Here is a 19651-nt window from a genome sequence, read left to right as displayed (position 1 = left end):
TCACTTCCTCATAGATATCTCTTTTTGAATCTAGTATATCAAAGTACCATGAAAAATGCTGAATCTCTGCAAAAAAGCACTATCTGCTTTAAAAATGATAAAAAAACCATTGTGCTTTTATTTCTACTATTTTATAGTAAAAGAGGTGTTTAAATCTTTACTAAAGCCCGTTGATTAACGGGCTTTTATCGTATTTTTAAAAAGGAGTGTTTTAAGATTAAGCGTTATAAAAATTTATTACAACAGGAGTTTCGACATTATTCTAAGGCGAAGCTTCAAAAAGATCTATTAGCGGGATTGACCGTTGCGGCTGTGGCCTTGCCTCTTGCGTTGGCCTTTGGGGTTTCTAGCGGAGCCGACGCGGCAGCCGGGATGATCACAGCCATTATCGCAGGAATTGTGATCAGCAGTCTTTCCGGCGGCTTTTACCAAATTTCTGGACCAACAGGTGCAATGGCCGCCATTCTAATGGGAATTATTGCCACACAAGGTTTGGCTGGGGTTTTAGCTGCTACCTTTATTGCGGGCGCTATCTTATTGCTTGCAGGTTTATTCAAACTCGGAAGTCTCACTTCCTTCATTCCTTCACCTGTTATCACAGGTTTTACTTCAGGAATTGCTATCATTATCGCTCTAGGACAAATTGATAACTTTTTCGGTACAACCTCCATTGGAGAGAGTGCTTTAGCAAAATTAATGAGTTATCGCTTTAATTTTACGCCGGATTTACCGACTCTTTTATTGGGTATTATTGTTTTGTTGTTCTTAGTTTTTTATCCAAAGAAGTGGAGCCAATTTTTACCCGCATCACTCGTTGCAATTATTCTAGCCACATTTGCTTCTATTCTTTTCCATCTTCCTGTTGCAAAGGTTGGGAAAATCCCGACATCCTTATTAACAGGAGAACGGCTCCATATAGCAACGCTTAACTTCTCTCTGATCAAACAATTATTCTTCCCTGCCGTCAGTATCGCGATGCTGGGGATGATCGAAAGCTTGCTTTGCGGCGCTTCTGCTGGACGCATGACAGGCAAAGACCTTGATAGTAACCAAGAACTAATTGCTCAAGGAATCGGCAATATGATTTTACCTTTTTTCGGTGGTATACCGGCAACAGCGGCAATTGCTAGAACAAGTGTCGCTATAAAATCAGGTGCTCAGACACGTTTGGCAGGAATTTTCCATGCACTTTTTCTATTTCTTTCTATGATCATTTTTGCTCCGATCATGTCCCAAATTCCTATGGCAGCTCTTGCCAGTGTTCTACTGATAACCAGCTGGCGAATGCATGAATGGACGACGATAAAAACGATGATTCAGCAAAAAAATCGAACAGCCATCCTTTTGTTTTTTGTAACAATGCTTTGCACGATTATCTTTGATTTGAGCATCGCGATTGTCATCGGTGTTATTTGCGGATGCATTTTCTTTATTGCAAAAAGTGCCCGAATTTCTATCGTCACCGAAGAAATTGATTGGCAAAGAATGGCGTTACCTCATTCTGATGTAAGCTCTGATTGGGCAGTCATCTACATCACTGGCCCTTTGTTCTTCATGTCTGCCAATCAGTTAAAAAGAGAATTGGATCAAGTAGTGGATAAAGAAGGAATCATCTTTTCCCTTCGCGGGGTACCAAATATTGATGTAACAGCGCTTGACACATTTGCTGATTATTTTTCCGTGGCAAGATTGAAAAAGCAACAACTGGTCTTTACTTCTATGCAGCCTGAAGTAGAAAAACAGTTTCAGCAGCTATGGGCGAAACAAACCAATTGTCCCATTCAGCACCCTACTGTCGCACATGCACTTCATGCATTGCATCAAGAGTATTAAAAAGTAATAGAGAGTTCAGTGTATTCAAAAACACTGAACTCTCTATTTGCTTTAAATGCACTACTGATTTTGTTCTTCCAATTGTCTGCGTCTTATTTCTTCCGTCTGTTTGTTTAAATCGTTTTCGGCCTGAACTAATTCTTCATAGGTAAGAATGCCATCATTATTCAGATCAGCCTGAGAGGTTTGTTCGCTAATCACTCGTTCGCCATTTGGCAAAACGCGAAGAACCGTCACCGCTTCCCCATTCGGGCTAACCAGCACTTGCCCAACCTGATCATTTTTCTGAGCTTCCTCAGAACTAGATGGTGTTGTTTGGGTCGAGGATTGCGTAGCTTCTGTTGTTGCCTGCGGCTCTGCGACAGGTTCTGTTTTTGAAGTCTCTTCTTTAGATCGCTGAAAACTAACAGATGGCTCAATGTTGATTTTCTTTTCAACCTGTTCACTGTTTTTCTTAGAAGTCAAAGTCAGCTCTTTAACCTTTGGCTCATCTAATTGATATTCCAAACGAAATAGTCCGTGCTCATCAGCAGATTCCTTTTGATTTTCGATGGAAACCACCGCATCTGGCTCTGTTGTTCCGGTAATGATCGCTTTACCTAGTTCATCCGTTTCAAAAGTCTTAAAGCAAATAATCTCAAGCTTCTTCTCTTTTTCAGAGGAAGATTGTGAAATACTCGCCTCTCGCTTTTGTTCTTTTTCAGTACTACAACCAACTAACAGAAAAACACTTGCAGTTAGAACTGCAAAACTAACAATCTTTTTCATAATTTCCTCCGATTTTTAAAATAGCGCTGCTCTTTTCATTATAAACATATCAATAGAACCATTGTCTAGATGAAAAAACTTATCTCTTAGAAGATTTATTAGTTGAGAAAAAGTTCTAGAAAGTTCTAGTTAGAATAAACGAAAAATCCTCCTGTCTAAAATTAGACAAGAGGATTTTTTAGTATCATCAAATAAAACATAATAGACAGAAAAACTATCTTAATTATTTACCGATGAATGGGTTGTTTTTTAAGTTGTAGAAAGATTTGATTCCTTTGTATTCTGCAACATCACCCAATTGGTCTTCGATACGTAATAATTGATTGTATTTAGCAATACGGTCAGTACGTGAAAGAGAACCAGTTTTGATTTGGCCAGCGTTTGTTGCAACAGCGATATCAGAGATTGTAGAATCTTCTGTTTCACCAGAACGGTGAGATACAACTGCAGTGTAGCCAGCTTCTTTAGCCATTTCGATAGCATTGAATGTTTCTGTTAACGTACCGATTTGGTTAACTTTGATAAGGATAGAGTTAGCAACACCTAAATCAATAGCTTTCGCTAATTTTTCAGTGTTTGTAACGAACAAGTCGTCACCAACTAATTGAACTTTATCGCCTAAAGCTTCAGTTAATTTCTTAGTACCTTCCCAGTCGTTTTCGTCTAAGCCGTCTTCGATTGAGATGATTGGGTATTTAGCAACTAATTCTTCGTAGAATGCGATCATTTCTTCAGTTGTTTTTTCGCCTTCGCCTGAATCAGCTAAAACGTAAACACCTTTTTCTTTATCGTAGAATTCTGAAGAAGCAGCATCCATAGCAAGAACGATGTCTTTACCAGGTACATAGCCAGCTTTTTCAATAGCTTCGATAATTACTTCGAAACCTTCTTCGTTAGAACCAAGGTTAGGAGCGAATCCGCCTTCGTCACCAACTGAAGTAGCAAGACCTTTAGCTTTTAAGATTGAAGCCAAAGCGTGGAATACTTCTGCACCATAACGTAAAGCTTCTTTGAATGTAGGAGCGCCAACAGGCATGATCATAAATTCTTGGAAGTCGATAGAGTTATCAGCATGTGATCCACCGTTGATGATATTCATCATAGGAGTAGGCAAAACTTTTGTATTGAATCCGCCAAGGTAGTTGTACAATGGGATTTCTAAGAAGTCAGCAGCTGCACGAGCAACGGCGATAGAAACACCAAGAATAGCGTTGGCACCTAATTTACCTTTGTTAGGAGTGCCATCTAATTCGATCATAGCAGCATCAATAGCAGCTTGGTCACGTACGTCGTAGCCGATGATTGCTTCAGCGATAATGTTGTTTACATTATCAACTGCTTTAGTAACACCTTTACCGCCGTAACGAGCTTTGTCGCCATCACGTAATTCAACGGCTTCGTATTCACCAGTTGAAGCACCTGAAGGAACCATACCGCGGCCGAATGCGCCGTCTTCTGTATAAACTTCTACTTCGATTGTTGGGTTACCACGTGAGTCTAGGACTTCGCGTGCGTAAACGTCTGAGATAATTGACATGTTTTGTCTCTCCTTTAAAATTTGTTTTTATTAAAGGGTTAAAAACCCTTATAACCAATATTAGTGAAAATCGCCGGCAGTTGCAAACAAAAGCCGCAATTTTCTATAAAAAATTATTTTGCGCCTTCTAATAAAGCTAAGAATGAGTCAGCTTTCAAGCTAGCTCCGCCGACTAAAGCACCGTCAACGTTTTCTTTTGCCATGTATTCAGCGATGTTTTCTGGTTTTACAGAACCGCCGTATTGGATACGAACAGCTTCAGAAACTTCTTTACCATAAATACCTTCAACTGTTGAACGAACAACGCCGCAAATTTCATCAGCGATTTGTGCATCAGCAGATTTACCAGTACCGATTGCCCAGATTGGTTCGTATGCAATAACCATGCTTGAAACTTGTTCAGCAGAAAGGTCAGCTAAACCAGCTTTGATTTGTCCTTCGATCCATTCAGCTGTTTTGCCAGCTTCATATGTTTCTAAAGACTCACCGCAGCAAAGGATTGGCAACATGCCGTTAGCAAAGATTGCTTTGGCTTTTTTGTTGATTTCTTCGTCTGTTTCATGGAAGTATTCACGACGTTCTGAATGGCCGATGATGACATAATCCACACCAAGATCAGCTAAAGCGGCAGGTGAAGTTTCACCAGTGAATGCTCCAGCATTTTCCCAGTAGCAGTTTTGAGCAGAGATTTTTAAGTCAGTGCCTTTAGCTGCTTCAACTAATTCTTGTAAGAATAAAGCTGGTGATCCAATCACTGAATCTACTTTATCATTAGCAGGAATGTTGTTTTTTACTGCTTCAGCAAAATCTTTTGCTTCTGATGCAGTTAAATTCATTTTCCAGTTACCAGCGATAATTGGTTTACGCATTTAAAAAAACTCCTTTTTGAATTTTTATTGTCTAATATTACGAGCTAGCTCTAGCTCTCTTCAACAATGAGCGAAAATTTTGAGAAATTTGAGAAGCAATTTATCAAAATTTTAGACTTACTGCTTGAGAGCTGAACGAGCTCGAAATACTTTTCTGATTATTTGTCGTTGATTGCTGCAAGACCTGGTAATTCTTTACCTTCTAGTAATTCAAGACTTGCACCGCCACCAGTTGAGATGTGAGTGAATTTGTCAGCAAAGCCAAGTTGTTCAGCTGCAGCTGCAGAGTCCCCACCACCGATGATTGTTGTAGCATCTTTCAAGTTAGCGATTGCTTCACAAACACCGATTGTTCCGCGAGCGAAGTTGCTCATTTCGAACACACCCATAGGTCCGTTCCAAACAACTGTTTTCGCGCCTTCTAATGTTTGGGCGAATAAAGCGATTGATTCTGGTCCAATGTCAAGACCCATTTGTCCAGCAGGAACATCACCAGTATGTTCTTCCGTTGGAACGTCGTTTGAAAATTCAGCCGCTGTGATTGAATCAACTGGTAAAACTAATTTGTCGCCAGCTGCTTCGATCAATTCTTTCGCCAAATCCACTTTATCAGCTTCAACTAATGAGTTACCGATTTCCATGCCTTTAGCTTTGTAGAAGGTATAAGTCATTCCGCCGCCGATTAAGATTTTGTCAGCTTTAGGAATCAAGTTTTTGATTACGCCGATTTTGTCAGAAACTTTCGCGCCACCTAGGATCGCAACCATCGGACGTTTAGGTTCTTCCACAGCTTCGCCGATGAATTTAATTTCTTTTTCCATTAAGAATCCAGCAACAGTTGGAATTCCAGTAGAAGCGATACCTACGTTTGAAGCGTGCGCACGATGAGCCGTACCAAATGCGTCATTAACGAATACATCGCCTAATGAAGCCCAGTATTTACCCAATTCAGCGTCATTTCCGCTTTCTTTTTTACCGTCGATATCTTCAAAACGAGTGTTTTCAAAGACAACCACGTCGCCGTCTTTCATGTCTGCGATTGCTGATTCCAATTCAGAGCCACGAGTTTCAGGTACAAACGTTACATTTTTACCCAATAATTCGCTTAAACGTTCAGCAACTGGTTTTAATGATTTGCCAGCTTTATCTTCTTCTGTTTTCACACGACCTAGGTGAGAGAACAATATTGCTTTGCCGCCTTGTTCTAAAATGTAGTTGATTGTTGGTAACGCCGCTTTGATACGAGTGTCATCAGTAATCACGCCATCCTTAACAGGAACGTTAAAGTCCACACGAACTAAAACTTTCTTGTCTTTCAAGTCAAGATCTTTAACTGTCATTTTTGCCATGAAAGAAAACCTCCAAATAATTTTTTTAAATCTTTATTATTATACAACTCTTTTTGACAAAAGAGCCAATGATAAACTTACGAAAAAAACGGAGAAGCGCGTTGCTTCCCCGCCTTGTTCAGACAATGTCATTTTCGTTTAAACTAAATCTTAAAGTTTAGCGAAGTATTCTAAAGTACGAACTAATTGAGCAGTGTATGACATTTCGTTGTCATACCAAGCAACAGTTTTAACTAATTGTTGGTCGCCAACTGTCATAACTTTAGTTTGAGTTTCATCAAATAATGAACCGAAAGTCATACCTACGATATCTGAAGAAACGATTTCGTCAGTGTTGTAACCGAATGATTCGTTAGATGCTGCTTTCATTGCTGCATTTACTTCATCAACAGTCACTTTTTTGTTAAGAACAGTAACTAATTCAGTTAATGAACCAGTTGCAACAGGAACACGTTGAGCAGCTCCGTCTAATTTACCGTTCAAGTCAGGAATAACTAAACCGATAGCTTTAGCAGCACCAGTTGAGTTAGGCACGATGTTTGCTGCAGCAGCACGCGCACGACGGAAGTCGCCTTTAGGGTGAGGTCCATCAAGAGTCATTTGGTCACCTGTGTAAGCATGGATAGTTGTCATTAAACCTTCAACAACGCCAAATTCGTCATTTAAAGTTTTAGCCATAGGAGCTAAACAGTTAGTAGTACATGAAGCACCAGAGATAACTGTTTCGTCACCAGTTAAAGTTTCGTGGTTAGTGTTGTAAACGATTGTTGGAACATCGTTACCACCAGGAGCTGAGATAACAACACGTTTAGCACCAGCTGTTAAATGTTTTTCAGCAGCAGATTTTGAAGTGAAGAATCCAGTACATTCTAATACGATATCTACTCCTAGTTCTCCCCAAGGTAATTCTTCAGGGTTGCGGTTAGCAAGAACTTTAACTTCTTTGCCGTTCACGTTGAATGAACCTTCGTGAACTTCAACAGTTCCGTTAAAGCGACCTTGAGTTGTATCATATTTTAACAAGTGAGCCAACATTTTAGCGTCTGTTAAGTCGTTGATAGCTACAACTTCCAATCCTTCTACATCTTGGATACGGCGGAATGCTAAGCGTCCGATACGTCCAAATCCGTTAATTCCAACTTTTACTGTCATTTAAGATTTCCTCCTTATGGAATCAAAAAATATATTTATTTTAAAGGGGATGTCCCTTTTAAAATCTCGTTTGCCGCAGCTTCATCGGTGATGAGCCACGTTTGTTGTGGAGCATTTTTCATATACGCTGTAATGGCTTTAACTTTGCTTTTACCACCAGCGACTGCAAGAATCGTCGGCATCTTTTGAATATCCTCTAAGGATAATCCGATACGCGGCACCTTATGAACGATCTCTCCGTTCTCGTCAAAAAAGTACCCAAAAGATTCTGCAACGGCATTTTTTTGTTTTAGACGAACAATCTCATCTTCTGTCATTTTTCGTCTGGCTGCCATGTGCAATGCTCGACCAATACTGTGAACTACACAATTGGCTTCTTTAATCATCGCCAAGACATTTCTGATGGAAGGTTCCTTCAGCAGAGTGTGATACGCCTCTTCGCTTAATTGCTCTGGGACATATAAGGCACGATGCTCACCATGAGCATTGGCTGCCATCAAGGCACTGACTGAGTTAGCTTGAATCGATACGGCTTCGCCGATACCGCCTCTAGCTGGAACGAAAAGATTATGTCGTTTTGCTGTTTCTAATGGACTGACATGTCTGGCAACTTCGGCCATCGTTGTACCGCCCATCACTGCAATAATATTTCGGCCTTCTGGCAATTGACGCTGCAAAGCCTCATCAACTAACTCACCAAATTCACCGATTACCTTTCCCTGCTCATCACTGTTACCAGAAACGATCAAGCATCGTTCGATCTTAAAAAGTGAAGCAAGTTGTTTTTCTAACTGATCCATGCCAGTAAACTGTTCCATCAATAGTTCTAAATGCTGTAACAGTCCTTCGCCCTTCTCAGTTAATAACATGCCGCTCTTCGTTGCATCAATCAAACGCTGATCTCTAAGATAATCCGTCTCACCACGCAATACCCGCTCGGTAAGACCTAATGAATCAGCTAAGTTTCTTCGACCGATCGGCTGCATCCAAAAAATATTCTGCATAATGCGATATCTTTTCTTTACAACCTCTAGCACATCAGGGGCGATTGCTTCAAGTACTCTTAATTCACTTAACAAAGGAATTCCTCCGTTGGACTTAAGTAGTCCCTCATAGACTTTTAGCGACCCATGAATTTTAAAAAAAATGCAAGAAAGTCAAATTACTCGTTTGAAATTTGCTGATTTCTTACATGACAAAGTGTAACAGTTTTGTGCCTTATACGCAAGGAAAAAGCCAAGTTTTTTTACTTGGCTCAATCAAAACGTTTTCTTTTCGAGGAGCTGGGAATATTTAGCGCATCACGATACTTTGCGACCGTCCTTCGAGAAATTTTTTGCTCTTTTTCTGCGAGTAATTCTACAATTTTTTGATCGGATAACGGTTTGCGCTTATCTTCTTTTTCAACGAATGATGCAATTAATTGTTTGACCTCATCTGCAGAGGTATCCTCATCATTAACTTTATTAACAAAAAAGCTGCGCAATTCGAAAACACCAAAATCAGTCTCAATATATTTTCCGTTGACGGCACGACTAATCGTTGATTCATGAACTTCCAATTGCTTCGCTACATCTTTAAGCATCAATGGCTTTAAGGCTCCCTGCTTTTCTTCAAAGAAAGCCGCCTGATGCTGAACAATGATTTTCCCAACTTCTAAAATCGTATCTTTTCGTTGACCAAGCGTTTTGTTCAACCATTCAAATTGTTGTAGTTTTTCTTTCAAGTAGACTTTGGTTTCTTCGTCGGCTTGCTGTTTCAAACGATTAAAATAATTTTCCTGAAAATTCAGTCTTAGTTGCCCCCGCTTATTTGATAGCACAACTAATTGTCCGTCCCTTCTTACTAATGTAAGATCCGGAATAATAAAGTTCGAATCCTGCCCGCCAAAGCTTGCTCCTGGGAATGGATTTAACGTTCGGATATAATCTAAAATTTGTTGAACCTGCGGTAAGCTGATTTGGTATTCTTTAGCAATCTGCTCGAATTTCCTCTTTGCAATCGCATCAAATGATTCTTCTAATAATAGATAAGCTAGTTCTGGCGCATAATCATCCTGCTCAGTCTGAAGCATCAAGCATTCCTGTAAATTTCTTGCACCAACACCCGGCGGATCTAATTGCTGTAAAAGTGTTAAAGCGTCCAGATACTGAATATCTGTCGCATTTAACTCCTCCTTTATTTCTTCTTCATCAACCCTCAAATATCCATTAACATCGATATACTCTACCAAGACCAGCATGATTTCACGAATAAAAGTATCTCGATAATTTAAATGTATCTGATTGATTAGATGTTCAAATAACGAAACAGGGTGATCGGCAATTTGAATAAAGGATTCCTCCTTAACCGCACCGCTGTGCATTTGCATCAAATCACTTTGAATTTTTGGAGCAACTACATCAAACAATGGATTCTCTAAAGAAACTGTTTCAACGTAGTCTTGCAACTCCTCAGTGTTAAATTGTAATATTTGAATCGCCTGCTGCAGCTCCTGTGTCATCGCCAATTTTTGGGTTTGCTGCTGCTTTTGCGAATAACCTTGTTGAAACTTCATATACTTTCCCCTTGTTTTTTTAAAATAATATGCTAAACTAATAATCGTGCTTGCGCCCTTAGTGTAGTGGATATCACGTAAGATTCCGGTTCTTGAGACGGGGGTTCGATTCCCTCAGGGCGCATACTTTTACGACACTTCTCATTTTTGAGGAGTGTCTTTTCTTTTACCGATACATTTAGTCTATCTCCATAGGTTCCATTATACTTTTTTAAGGGTTACTTATCAATTTTATCTATTTCAACTCCCTTTTAACGCACAAACCCTGTAATAGCAATAATTATCAATGATTGTTTACACGGTTAAAACAAGTACGAAATCTTCAATTGCTGAAATTAATCTTCTATAAAGATAAAAATAACCTCTCTGGATAGGCTGCTCAGCCTACCTAGAGAGGTTTCATTTGTTTATTTCTTGATCAGCAATGCTTTACTTTTCGGATAAGTTGGAAATTGATTCATCGGAATGCTCCAGTCCTGCTCTGGTATCGAGAACTGATATTTATTAACAAGCTGATCAGAAAAGACCCTTAACGTATGCAAAGTAATCCATTCTCCAGCACAACGATGCATTGCTTCAAATTTCCCTCCGCCTTGAGCAATCATCTCGTATTCTTCATCATAAGAAATATGCTTTTCTTTTCCTAGGTAACGAGAAATTCGAAAGACCTCAGGCGTTTCAATCATTCGATCATCATGGTTTGTTCCATAAAGATCAAGAACAACCCAACTATCTTTTGGAATTAAGTATCCATCAACTTCTACATCTTGTTTTGCGAAGGCTGGTAGCATTGGAAAGAAGGGATAATATCGGCGCAATTCCTGAATAAACGAATCCTGTAATTGGTCAAATTCTGTATGGAGACGTTGGTAAATATCTGGACGACTAAATAAAGCATGTCCCATCAAAGCAATCCAAACAGTCAAGGCCACAGTCGGCCGAATCACATTTAATAATTCAACAGCCGCGACGTCGATTGGCAATAATTCACCATGATCATCTGTCGCTTTTGCGAAAGCATAAAGAGCCACATCGTCTTTTCCTGCCACCGGATTGGTTCGCGCATTTTCGATTAATGATTGTGCCCATTTTTCAGATTTTTTACGATTGTCGATTCCTTTGATGTGGGTCGCAGGGTTTGTTACAGCAGAGCTAATCATCGAGATCTGATATTCAGCTAATTGATCTACTTCTTTCTTAGAAAATTGAGATAAATCAATGCCTGCCCACTCACAAATCGAACGGAACAGAACATCTTTAGCCAAGTCGAATAATTCAAACTCCCCTTGCTGTTGATCTAATTTCTGTGTCAAATTTTTGTCAAGAATACGATGATATTCCTCCATCCGTTTTGGAGTCATCAAATCCATAAAAATGGTTTTTCTGTGCTCATGCGCTTGACCATCTAATGTTTGCACGCCGTTTTCTCCAAACAATGTCTTCAAAACAATTTTCGGCATTGCACCTTCTCGTTTGAAATTTTGCGGATCATAGAACTTCTTAGCCGCTTCTTTTCCATAAATCGCAATCACTTCTTTGTTTAGAAGACGTGCTTTGACAACTGGAGCATTTGCCTCCTTGCGTAATTCCGAAAGCAGTAAATAGCCTTCGTCTAAACGATCGGTCACATCTGTTAGCTTGATTTTAATTTCCGGTACTTTTTCCATAGCAAACCACTTCCTGTTCTTCTTTTTCTAATTTTATACTATCGCGTTTCATAGACAAGAATCAAAGGAAGCGCTTGTGAACGCTAAAAAAATGAATAAAAAAAAGAATAGATCGCTATGATCTATTCTTCATCTTCTTCATCATCATCAAATTCATCGTCGTCATCATCGATCACGCTTAGATCATCTTCGATTCCGCCTGGAACGACTTCTTCGTCGTCTTCGCTTGCATCCGCTCCAATTTCTTGTAAATCGGAGTTGTATGCTGCGATTTCGTCATCATCATCGTCATCATCGTCGTCGATTTCATCTTCTTCATCGTCTACTAACAGATCCGTATCTTCTGGATCGTCATCATTGTAGTCAATCGCATCTTCATCATCATTGATAAAGGCATTGACTTTTTTACGTTTCTTACGACGAGGAGCGTCCTCTTCTTCATCTTCTAAGCCATGATTCACTTCTTCATCAATTGAATCAATCGCGTACCATGAACGTAATCCCCAACGATTATCTCCTAGAGAAATAAAACTCCCATCAATATTCAAATCGGTATAAAATTGTGCTAATGCATCACGAATCTCACTGTCTGACTTGCCAAGATAGTTTTGGATTTGATTTACTAGATCCGAAAAATCCATTACATCTGCGCGTTCTTCCAGAATTGCGTGTGCCACTTCAATCATTGATAATTCATCTTTGTTCAAACCATCAAAAACACTAAGTTCCAAGTATGACACGTCCTTTCAAAGTCTACTCCTTATCATACAAAAACCAAAGGTAAAAAGCAAACCTTTCTTATGCTCAGGTGGTAAATTCTAAAACCATCTGATAATCACCGACTTTTTCTTCTTTCATTAAAAGAGAATAATCGATCGTAATGATTCCTGAAAATGGCCGGTCTTTTAAACTCACATGCATTTTTTTTGCGTAAGTTGTGATCATGAACATACCAAATGGTGTTTTATAACTGGTCTCCATTTTTTCGCGATAAGCAAAACGCATGCGCATTCGAGTTTCACCAGAACGAATTAATTGTACCTGAGAATCCGGCATAACTTTGACCGTAACTGGAATTTCTTGTCCATCTGGCTGGATCTCCTTGTAGCGAATGTAAAGCGTGTCACCCATCTTAACAACTTGACCAGGTAGATCGAATACAAAGTCTTCTGTCTCGTTATTCTGAGTGACTTTGGTTTGTACTTTAATTTTTGCGGGAATACCTTCATTGATATTCACAGAGCTTCCACTCCTTTTTTAGTCTCATACACTTTTTTTAAACATCTATCACTTTCATATACTGCTGTGGCATAAAAAAGCCGACGAAGCACAAATAAAGTTGATATTCTTCCACTACTTATTTTTGTCGGTTTTACTTTTTTTGTCAACTACTTCTGCTTTTTGAGCGACATAATTACTTACTTTCTGTATTTTTGTTTATAATAGGAAGGAATACAAGGAACGAGAGGAAGATTAGATGAAAGAAGCGTTGCTATTTGATCAAGGAATGCTCCCATACACAGACTTATTCAATCCCTTTGCTTTGACCGATGTATTAACGGAATTCAGCGGTGAGCAAAAGCAACCAATCATTCACTTTTGGCAGTTGCCAAAAACGTTGATCTTGGGAATGAAGGATAGCCGTGTTCCTTATTTTAGTGAAGCACTTAAGGCTGTTCATAAAGAAGGCTACCATTTGCTTTTACGCAATGCTGGCGGTTTGGGTGTAATTAGTGACACAGGCATTTTGAATGTCTCATTAATTCTTCCTAAGGACACAATTACTGCCTTGTCGATTGATGACGGCTATCAGGCAATGGTAGACTGGTTAGAGAAAACTCGCTTTGGCAAATTAGGAATAGAAATTGGCGAAGTCGCTGATTCTTATTGTCCAGGTAAATATGATCTTTCTGTCAACGGAAAAAAGATTGCTGGAATCGCCCAGCGCCGAGTCAAAGAAGGTGTTGCAATTATGATGTATCTTAGTGTGAATGGCGATCAAAATCTTCGAGGACAGATCGTTCGCTCCTATTATCAAAGCGGACTCAAAGAACAATTTGGTGTAAACTACCCACCCGTTAATCCTGATAGTATGACGACACTAGATAACGCCGCGTCATTTGAAGTATCCGTGAACTCTGTAAAAAAAGAGTTGCTAAAAGTGATGCCTCATCATGATCAAACAAACGCTCTATCAAATTTTTATCAGTTAGAAGAATATAAACGCCGCATTCAAAATATGCAACAACGTAATACGCTCATTCAGGAGGTACTTAATGACTTATAAATATCAAATGCTGCCGCTGGAAAAAGTTTTTCGCGATCCAGTTCATAATTATATTCATGTTCAGCACCAAGTAATTTTAGATTTAATCAATTCAAAGGAAGTTCAACGTTTGCGACGGATCAAACAGCTTGGAACTACCTCCTATACTTTTCATGGTGCAGAGCATAGCCGTTTTTCACATTCGTTGGGCGTTTACGATATCACTCGCCGAATCTGCGATATTTTTCAGCGCAATTACTCTCAAGAAAAATACGGTAAAGATGGATGGGATGATTCCCATCGGTTGGTTGCTTTATGTGCGGCGCTACTGCACGATGTTGGTCACGGACCCTATTCCCACACGTTTGAACATATTTTCCACACCGATCATGAAGCTTTGACTGTAGCGATCATCACATCGCCAGAAACTGAAGTCTTCCAGATTTTAAATAATGTCGAAGAAGGCTTTCCAGAAAAAGTTGCCAGTGTAATCACCAAGACTTATGACAATCCGCAGGTTGTACAAATGATCTCTAGTCAGATTGATGCCGATCGAATGGATTATTTATTGCGGGATGCCTATTATACTGGGACAGAATATGGAACATTTGATTTAACCCGAATCTTGCGCGTCATTCGTCCCTATGAAGGCGGAATTGCCTTTTCAATGAATGGCATGCATGCCGTAGAAGACTATATCGTCAGCCGTTATCAAATGTATGTTCAAGTTTATTTCCATTCTGTTTCTCGTGGAATGGAAGTTCTGTTGGAACATTTATTGGATCGCGCCCATGAATTGTACCAAGAAGATGCGGAAATTTTTTCACTTCATTCACAATTCTTGATTCCATTTTTGAAGGAAGATTTTTCATTGGAGGACTATCTAAAGTTAGACGATGGAGTTCTGAATACTTATTTCGCACAATGGATGGAGGAACAGGATTTAATTCTAAGTGATCTAGCCTATCGCTTTTTAAATCGCAAGCCTTTAAAATCAATTACAGTGGATTCCAGTGATAACCCCTTACTAGTCGAAATGAAAGATTTGGTTGAAAAGGCTGGGTTTAATCCCCGCTATTATACGGCGATCAACTCCAGCTATGATTTGCCTTATGATTTGTATCATCCAGAAAAAGGCAGTCACCGCACACAAATAGAATTGATGCAAAAAGACGGCTCGATGATCGAGTTGTCAAAAGCTAGTCAATTAGTCTCTGCCTTGACCGGACAGGGTCAAGGTGATGTTCGTTTCTATTATCCAAAAGAAATGACCCAACTAGATAGTAAAAACTCGGATCTTTTTGATGACTATTATCGAGCTTTCACAAAACATATTCATAACGGCGCGTTAGTTAACTAAAAAAACTTTCTGATCTTGATTGATCAGAAAGTTTTTTTCTTTAGCCACTCTTCAACAGCCCATTTGTGACTGCCGCGTTTCAATAATGCGATTGCTTTTGCTGGCTTCTCCCAGCTGCTATTGTTCCCCTCTTCTAACGGTTCGGAAACTTTTTCCCAGCTTTTTGTGGAATAAAAATAGCCTGGATTATAAAAGAAGGTTCCACGATGACGCGAGTAGAAATATTCGTCCGCTTGTCCTAAATATTCCGACAAAACGACCTCAAATCCTAATTCTTCGAGCATCTCACGCTCAATCGTCTCTTCCTTCGTTTCATTTCCTTCGATTTCTCCTCCAGGTAAAAAGTATGCACCATTAGGAGCTTGAACGAGCGCAATTTTTTTATCCTCATTCATTAAAATTGCATAAGCTGCATAACGTGCTTGATATTTTTTTTCGGCTTCCTTTTCGCCAAACACTGGGATCATTGTTGTCCTCCTAAGTAACGTATTTACTAGCTAGTTTACATTAAAAAAAACTCATAAACAACCACTGAGCATAAATGCTGAGAAATGGATGTTTTATGGTATCATGAACTTAATAATAATTAGGAGGTTACTTACTTATGAAAATGGCACACACTTGTGTTCGAGTAAAAGACTTAGAGGCATCTGTCAAATTTTATCAAGAAGCATTCGGATTTGAAGAATCTCGTCGTCGTGATTTTCCAGATTCAAAATTCACACTTGTCTATTTGACTTTACCAGGTGATGAGTATGAATTGGAATTAACCTACAACTACGACCATGCCGCATATGACTTAGGGGATGGCTATGGTCACATTGCCATTAGTTCCGATGATTTAGAAAAGCTTCATGAGGAACATAAAAATAAAGGTTTCAACGTGACGGATTTGAAAGGTCTTCCAGGAACGGATCCTTCGTATTACTTCATTACCGATCCAGATGGCTATAAAATTGAAGTTATTCGTTAAAAAAGCAACTGAGCTAGATTCATGTATTTGAATCTAGCTCAGTTTTTTATTGTTTTAATGGACACGAGAGCCGCTTATCACTCTCACCGCATAAACTATTTTGATACTCCTTCATATAAATTGACGGAGTACGTCCGAATTTTGATTTGAATTTCCGACAAAAATACGACGTGTCGCAAAAGGCCCATTTCAAGGCCACCTCTGTAATGGACAGCTGACTATGAAGCAGATCATGTGCAGCATGACGCAATCGTTCATTCGTAAGATATTTACTGAAGCTCAAGCCTTGCTCCTCAAACAGTTTTTGAATCGTTCGCTGCGAAAGCTTAAAATGAGTTGCTATCAATGATAAATTCAATGTTTCGTTAGATAAATGACGCGTAATGTACTCTTGAATTTGAGCAAATTGGACGATATTTTGCTGACTAAGCTGCTGATTTTCATATTGGATCAGCCAATGGCAAAGCAGATCAAAATAATTATCTAGCACCACTAAAAGCTCAGCCTCAGAAAGCCCGCTCAATTGCTCTTCAAGTAAAAAAGTGTGGTCGAAAATTATTTTTCCCAACCCGTGACGACAGTTTAACCTAAAACAAAAATCAGCCATGTTTGGAATTTTCAACGAAAACATTTTGTAGGGAAGTAAGAGATTGATTCCCTCAACACGTGATAATCGCTGATAACCACCGTTTCCAGATAAATCAAAAAACAAGCATTCCTCTTTGTTCAATAAAACACTCTGTCCATTATAAGAGTGACACTCTCGACCAGAACGAATAAATCGCAATCCAATATATTTTTGATTGCGGTGTTCATTAACAAAGAAACCCGTAGATGCTTCATGATCGCTGTACGTGATGACCATCTCATTAATTACATGAATTCTAGAATAGTGCATGGCGACCTGCTCATCCGAAGAAAGCGAATAACTGAAATTCACATGGTCCAAGTTTTCAATATATTCCTGCGGATCAGTAAATTCTAAAGATAAATACTTCCCCATAAGGAGTCCTCCAAATCATTCGTAAAAACAACAAATAGTCTGCGTAATTATTCAATTCAACGACAAAGAAAATACTTAAAATAGAGATAGGAGCATTAAACACGATCTTTTGTGATTAGTGTAACAAATAAGGTTAGGCATATCAATTAATGGAGGGTGAAAAGATGAAGCGAAAGTACAAACCGTTATTTGAACCATTTAACATTGGTAATGTCGAAATTAAGAACAAATTCTGTATGGCACCTATGGGAACTCTCGCTCAAACTGACGAAACGAATAGTTATACGCCGGACGCTGTTGATTATTTTGAAGAACGCGCTAGTGGCGGCGTAGGATTGATCATTACTGGTGCAAACTGGGTGGAAAGCGCCATCGAAAAACACAACGATGCCTTCTTCCCCAGCCCTGTAACTAATGAAAGTGTCTACGAAAAAATAGGAAAAGAAATCACAGATAAGGTCCACCCTTACGGAACAAAGATTTTTATGCAGCTCACTGCCGGACTTGGTAGAAGCGCTTTGCCAACAGCGCTAAAAGATACAGACTATGTCGCACCTTCAAAAGTCATGAATCGTTGGATAGATGTCAAATGTCGAGCGTTGACAACCGAAGAAGTGGAATCAATCGTCGATGGTTTTGCCGAAGCAGCTCACATTGCCCAAAAGGTTGGTTTCGATGGAGTCGAAATTCATGCCATGCACGAAGGCTATCTGTTGGATTGCTTTACTATGACCCTATTCAATCAACGAGAAGATAAATATGGTGGTGATTTAAGAGGACGGCTAACTTTCCCAATTGAAATTCTACAGGCAATCAAAAAGCGCTGCGGCGAAGATTTCCCAGTTATTTTACGATTTAGTATCAAAAGCTATATCAAACAACTTCGTCAAGGTGCCGTGCCAGGCGAAGAATTTACCGAGTTAGGACGCGATGTCGCAGAATCTTTGGAAGCTGCCAAAATTTTGCAAGAAGCCGGTTATGATGGTTTTGATGCAGATGCGGGAACCTATGATGCGTGGTATTGGGCACACCCACCTATGTATTTTGAAAAAGGAATGTATTTGCCACTTTCACAACAATTGAAAAAAGTAACCAACGTACCTGTCATCGTCGCAGGTCGAATGGAAAATCCAGAGATGGCCGTTGAAGCACTTCAAAATGGCAAAATCGATGCAGTCGGAATCGGACGACAATTATTAACTGATCCTGAATACGTCAATAAAGTCATGCTTGACGATTTAGCAGATATTCGGCCATGCTTGGGCTGTCATGATGGCTGCTTTGGGCGATTATTAGAAGGCGGCCGTGGTTCCTGCGCGGTAAATCCACAATGTGGGCGAGAGAATTTTGTCCGGATTGAACCAGCAATGATTAAAAAGAACATTTTAATTGTTGGCGGCGGACCAGCCGGTTTGGAGGCTGCCCGTGTAAGTGCACTTCGCGGACACAAAGTAACTCTTTTTGAAGCTCGAGACACAGTAGGCGGTTCATTGATGATTGGCGGCATTCCTGCATTTAAACACGATGACTTAGATTTAGTTGAATGGTACCAACATCAAATGAAGAAATTGAATGTCGACGTTCGATTAAATGAGCTTGCGACAAAAGAAAAAATTCAAGAGTTAGCTCCCGATGCCATCTTTGTAGCCGAGGGTTCCACGCCAATTCATTTGGATCTCCCAGGTAGTGAGAACATCCCTGTCAACTTAGCTGATGAAGTACTAAAAAATCAAGTCTCACTTGGAAAAGAATGCACAATCATCGGCGGCGGTCTTGTTGGCAGTGAACTAGCCCTTCACTTAGCACTGCAAGGTAAAAAAGTCACTATTATTGAGGCATTGCCAGAAATTCTTAGGTCTGGCAGTCCACTTCCACCAATGAATGAATGGATGCTTAGAGATTTACTAGCATTCCACAATGTTAAGATTATTACGAATGCTAAAGCGAAAGAAATTACTACGGACGGGTTAACAATTTTAGCAAACGAAAAAGAACAGATAATCGCTTCAGACAATATTATTGTCGCTGTTGGCTATCGCTCAAAAGGTGAATTATTCGAGGAGTTACGTTATGAATCACCATACGTTTATCGCCTTGGCGACAGTGCCAAAGTCCGAAATATTCGTGCGGCGATTTGGGATGGCTTTGAGGTTGCACGTACCGTATAAATAAGAAAAGAGTCGTTCACTGGAAATTTCGGTTCTATAATATTTTGTGTTGGTGAAAAATCGACTTCGATTTTCTACCAACACTTTTTCTTCGTTTCAACTCAAAAAGAGACTCACTTTTGGTAAAATTTAGTCGACCAAAACATCAC

General features: G+C 39.6%; 17 protein-coding genes and 1 tRNA gene. 6 read left to right on the top strand and 12 right to left on the bottom strand.

The genetic code is table 11. From position 1 onward, the window contains the following. Positions 1-216: 216 nt before the first annotated feature. The gene (locus KQI58_RS04180; RefSeq protein WP_216407057.1) at positions 217-1833 is read left to right on the top strand and encodes a SulP family inorganic anion transporter; all 1617 of its coding nucleotides are present in this window, start codon (positions 217-219) and stop codon (positions 1831-1833) included. A 60-nt stretch (positions 1834-1893) separates the two neighbouring features. Here KQI58_RS04180 and KQI58_RS04175 read toward each other — a convergent pair whose 3' ends face one another. From KQI58_RS04175 to rpoN, 7 genes are all read right to left on the bottom strand, one after another. Further along, positions 1894-2601 (bottom strand): hypothetical protein, encoded by a 708-nt coding sequence (locus KQI58_RS04175; protein ID WP_216406730.1) that lies wholly within the window; start codon positions 2599-2601, stop codon positions 1894-1896. A gap of 223 nt (positions 2602-2824) precedes the next feature. Beyond that, positions 2825-4138, bottom strand: coding sequence for a phosphopyruvate hydratase (gene eno, locus KQI58_RS04170; RefSeq protein WP_010744523.1), 1314 nt, complete (start codon positions 4136-4138; stop codon positions 2825-2827). A gap of 113 nt (positions 4139-4251) precedes the next feature. Further along, a complete protein-coding gene (gene tpiA, locus KQI58_RS04165; RefSeq protein WP_010744522.1) occupies positions 4252-5007 on the bottom strand; it encodes a triose-phosphate isomerase in 756 nt (251 codons plus the stop codon). A 158-nt stretch (positions 5008-5165) separates the two neighbouring features. Beyond that, positions 5166-6356 carry a phosphoglycerate kinase gene (locus tag KQI58_RS04160; RefSeq protein WP_016179848.1) on the bottom strand — a complete coding sequence of 397 codons (1191 nt, stop codon included), beginning with the start codon at positions 6354-6356 and terminating at the stop codon, positions 5166-5168. 150 nt (positions 6357-6506) lie between these two features. Next, positions 6507-7508 (bottom strand): type I glyceraldehyde-3-phosphate dehydrogenase, encoded by a 1002-nt coding sequence (gap, locus tag KQI58_RS04155; RefSeq protein WP_216406728.1) that lies wholly within the window; start codon positions 7506-7508, stop codon positions 6507-6509. Positions 7509-7543: 35 nt separating this feature from the next. After that, positions 7544-8587, bottom strand: a complete 1044-nt coding sequence (locus KQI58_RS04150) for a sugar-binding transcriptional regulator (RefSeq protein ID WP_216406726.1) — start codon at positions 8585-8587, stop codon at positions 7544-7546. Positions 8588-8763: 176 nt separating this feature from the next. Further along, positions 8764-10065, bottom strand: a complete 1302-nt coding sequence (gene rpoN, locus KQI58_RS04145; protein ID WP_216406725.1) for an RNA polymerase factor sigma-54 — start codon at positions 10063-10065, stop codon at positions 8764-8766. A 52-nt stretch (positions 10066-10117) separates the two neighbouring features. Between rpoN and KQI58_RS04140 the strand changes: the two genes are divergently transcribed. After that, a tRNA-Arg gene (locus tag KQI58_RS04140) sits at positions 10118-10189 on the top strand. Between the two features lie 283 nt (positions 10190-10472). Here KQI58_RS04140 and KQI58_RS04135 read toward each other — a convergent pair. From KQI58_RS04135 to KQI58_RS04125, 3 genes are all read right to left on the bottom strand, one after another. Next, positions 10473-11732 carry a cytochrome P450 gene (locus KQI58_RS04135; RefSeq protein WP_216406723.1) on the bottom strand — a complete coding sequence of 420 codons (1260 nt, stop codon included), beginning with the start codon at positions 11730-11732 and terminating at the stop codon, positions 10473-10475. Positions 11733-11854: 122 nt separating this feature from the next. Then, positions 11855-12463, bottom strand: coding sequence for a DNA-directed RNA polymerase subunit delta (gene rpoE, locus KQI58_RS04130; protein ID WP_216406721.1), 609 nt, complete (start codon positions 12461-12463; stop codon positions 11855-11857). 73 nt (positions 12464-12536) lie between these two features. Next, positions 12537-12971: a DUF1934 domain-containing protein gene (locus KQI58_RS04125; protein ID WP_216406719.1), complete on the bottom strand. Its 435-nt coding sequence runs from the start codon at positions 12969-12971 to the stop codon at positions 12537-12539. Positions 12972-13209: 238 nt separating this feature from the next. On the opposite strand from KQI58_RS04125, the gene KQI58_RS04120 reads away from it, so the two are divergent. Together KQI58_RS04120 and KQI58_RS04115 are read left to right on the top strand one after the other, a co-directional pair. Further along, positions 13210-14019 carry a lipoate--protein ligase family protein gene (locus KQI58_RS04120; protein WP_216406717.1) on the top strand — a complete coding sequence of 270 codons (810 nt, stop codon included), beginning with the start codon at positions 13210-13212 and terminating at the stop codon, positions 14017-14019. Next, positions 14009-15358, top strand: a complete 1350-nt coding sequence (locus KQI58_RS04115) for an HD domain-containing protein (RefSeq protein ID WP_216406715.1) — start codon at positions 14009-14011, stop codon at positions 15356-15358. Before KQI58_RS04120 ends, KQI58_RS04115 begins: the two co-directional genes overlap by 11 nt. Positions 15359-15381: 23 nt before the next feature. On the opposite strand, the gene KQI58_RS04110 is transcribed toward KQI58_RS04115, so the two are convergent. Next, the gene (locus KQI58_RS04110) at positions 15382-15825 is read right to left on the bottom strand and encodes an NUDIX hydrolase (RefSeq protein ID WP_216406713.1); all 444 of its coding nucleotides are present in this window, start codon (positions 15823-15825) and stop codon (positions 15382-15384) included. Between the two features lie 137 nt (positions 15826-15962). On the opposite strand from KQI58_RS04110, the gene gloA reads away from it, so the two are divergent. Beyond that, positions 15963-16331: a lactoylglutathione lyase gene (gene gloA / locus KQI58_RS04105; protein WP_016182022.1), complete on the top strand. Its 369-nt coding sequence runs from the start codon at positions 15963-15965 to the stop codon at positions 16329-16331. A 46-nt stretch (positions 16332-16377) separates the two neighbouring features. On the opposite strand, the gene KQI58_RS04100 is transcribed toward gloA, so the two are convergent. Further along, complete coding sequence (locus tag KQI58_RS04100; protein WP_216406711.1) at positions 16378-17334, bottom strand: helix-turn-helix transcriptional regulator; 957 nt, start codon at positions 17332-17334, stop codon at positions 16378-16380. 164 nt (positions 17335-17498) lie between these two features. On the opposite strand from KQI58_RS04100, the gene KQI58_RS04095 reads away from it, so the two are divergent. Further along, positions 17499-19502, top strand: coding sequence for an FAD-dependent oxidoreductase (locus KQI58_RS04095; RefSeq protein ID WP_216406709.1), 2004 nt, complete (start codon positions 17499-17501; stop codon positions 19500-19502). Positions 19503-19651 lie beyond the last annotated feature (149 nt).

Source organism: Enterococcus raffinosus, from assembly GCF_018917525.1.
Classification (GTDB): Bacteria; Bacillota; Bacilli; order Lactobacillales; family Enterococcaceae; genus Enterococcus_A; species Enterococcus_A raffinosus_A.
The sequence above is the reverse complement of the archived record's forward strand: the minus strand, read 5'-3'. Positions and strand labels throughout refer to the sequence as shown.

Bases quoted from the DNA above. Each gene is read 5' to 3' on its own strand.
- KQI58_RS04175 (WP_216406730.1), bottom strand. From the start codon at position 2,601: ATGAAAAAGATTGTTAGTTTTGCAGTTCTAACTGCAAGTGTTTTTCTG.
- eno (WP_010744523.1), bottom strand. From the start codon at position 4,138: ATGTCAATTATCTCAGACGTTTACGCACGCGAAGTCCTAGACTCACGT.
- tpiA (WP_010744522.1), bottom strand. From the start codon at position 5,007: ATGCGTAAACCAATTATCGCTGGTAACTGGAAAATGAATTTAACTGCA.
- KQI58_RS04160 (WP_016179848.1), bottom strand. From the start codon at position 6,356: ATGGCAAAAATGACAGTTAAAGATCTTGACTTGAAAGACAAGAAAGTT.
- gap (WP_216406728.1), bottom strand. From the start codon at position 7,508: ATGACAGTAAAAGTTGGAATTAACGGATTTGGACGTATCGGACGCTTA.
- rpoN (WP_216406725.1), bottom strand. From the start codon at position 10,065: ATGAAGTTTCAACAAGGTTATTCGCAAAAGCAGCAGCAAACCCAAAAA.
- KQI58_RS04135 (WP_216406723.1), bottom strand. From the start codon at position 11,732: ATGGAAAAAGTACCGGAAATTAAAATCAAGCTAACAGATGTGACCGAT.
- KQI58_RS04120 (WP_216406717.1), top strand. From the start codon at position 13,210: ATGAAAGAAGCGTTGCTATTTGATCAAGGAATGCTCCCATACACAGAC.
- KQI58_RS04115 (WP_216406715.1), top strand. From the start codon at position 14,009: ATGACTTATAAATATCAAATGCTGCCGCTGGAAAAAGTTTTTCGCGAT.
- KQI58_RS04110 (WP_216406713.1), bottom strand. From the start codon at position 15,825: ATGATCCCAGTGTTTGGCGAAAAGGAAGCCGAAAAAAAATATCAAGCA.
- gloA (WP_016182022.1), top strand. From the start codon at position 15,963: ATGAAAATGGCACACACTTGTGTTCGAGTAAAAGACTTAGAGGCATCT.
- KQI58_RS04100 (WP_216406711.1), bottom strand. From the start codon at position 17,334: ATGGGGAAGTATTTATCTTTAGAATTTACTGATCCGCAGGAATATATT.
- KQI58_RS04095 (WP_216406709.1), top strand. From the start codon at position 17,499: ATGAAGCGAAAGTACAAACCGTTATTTGAACCATTTAACATTGGTAAT.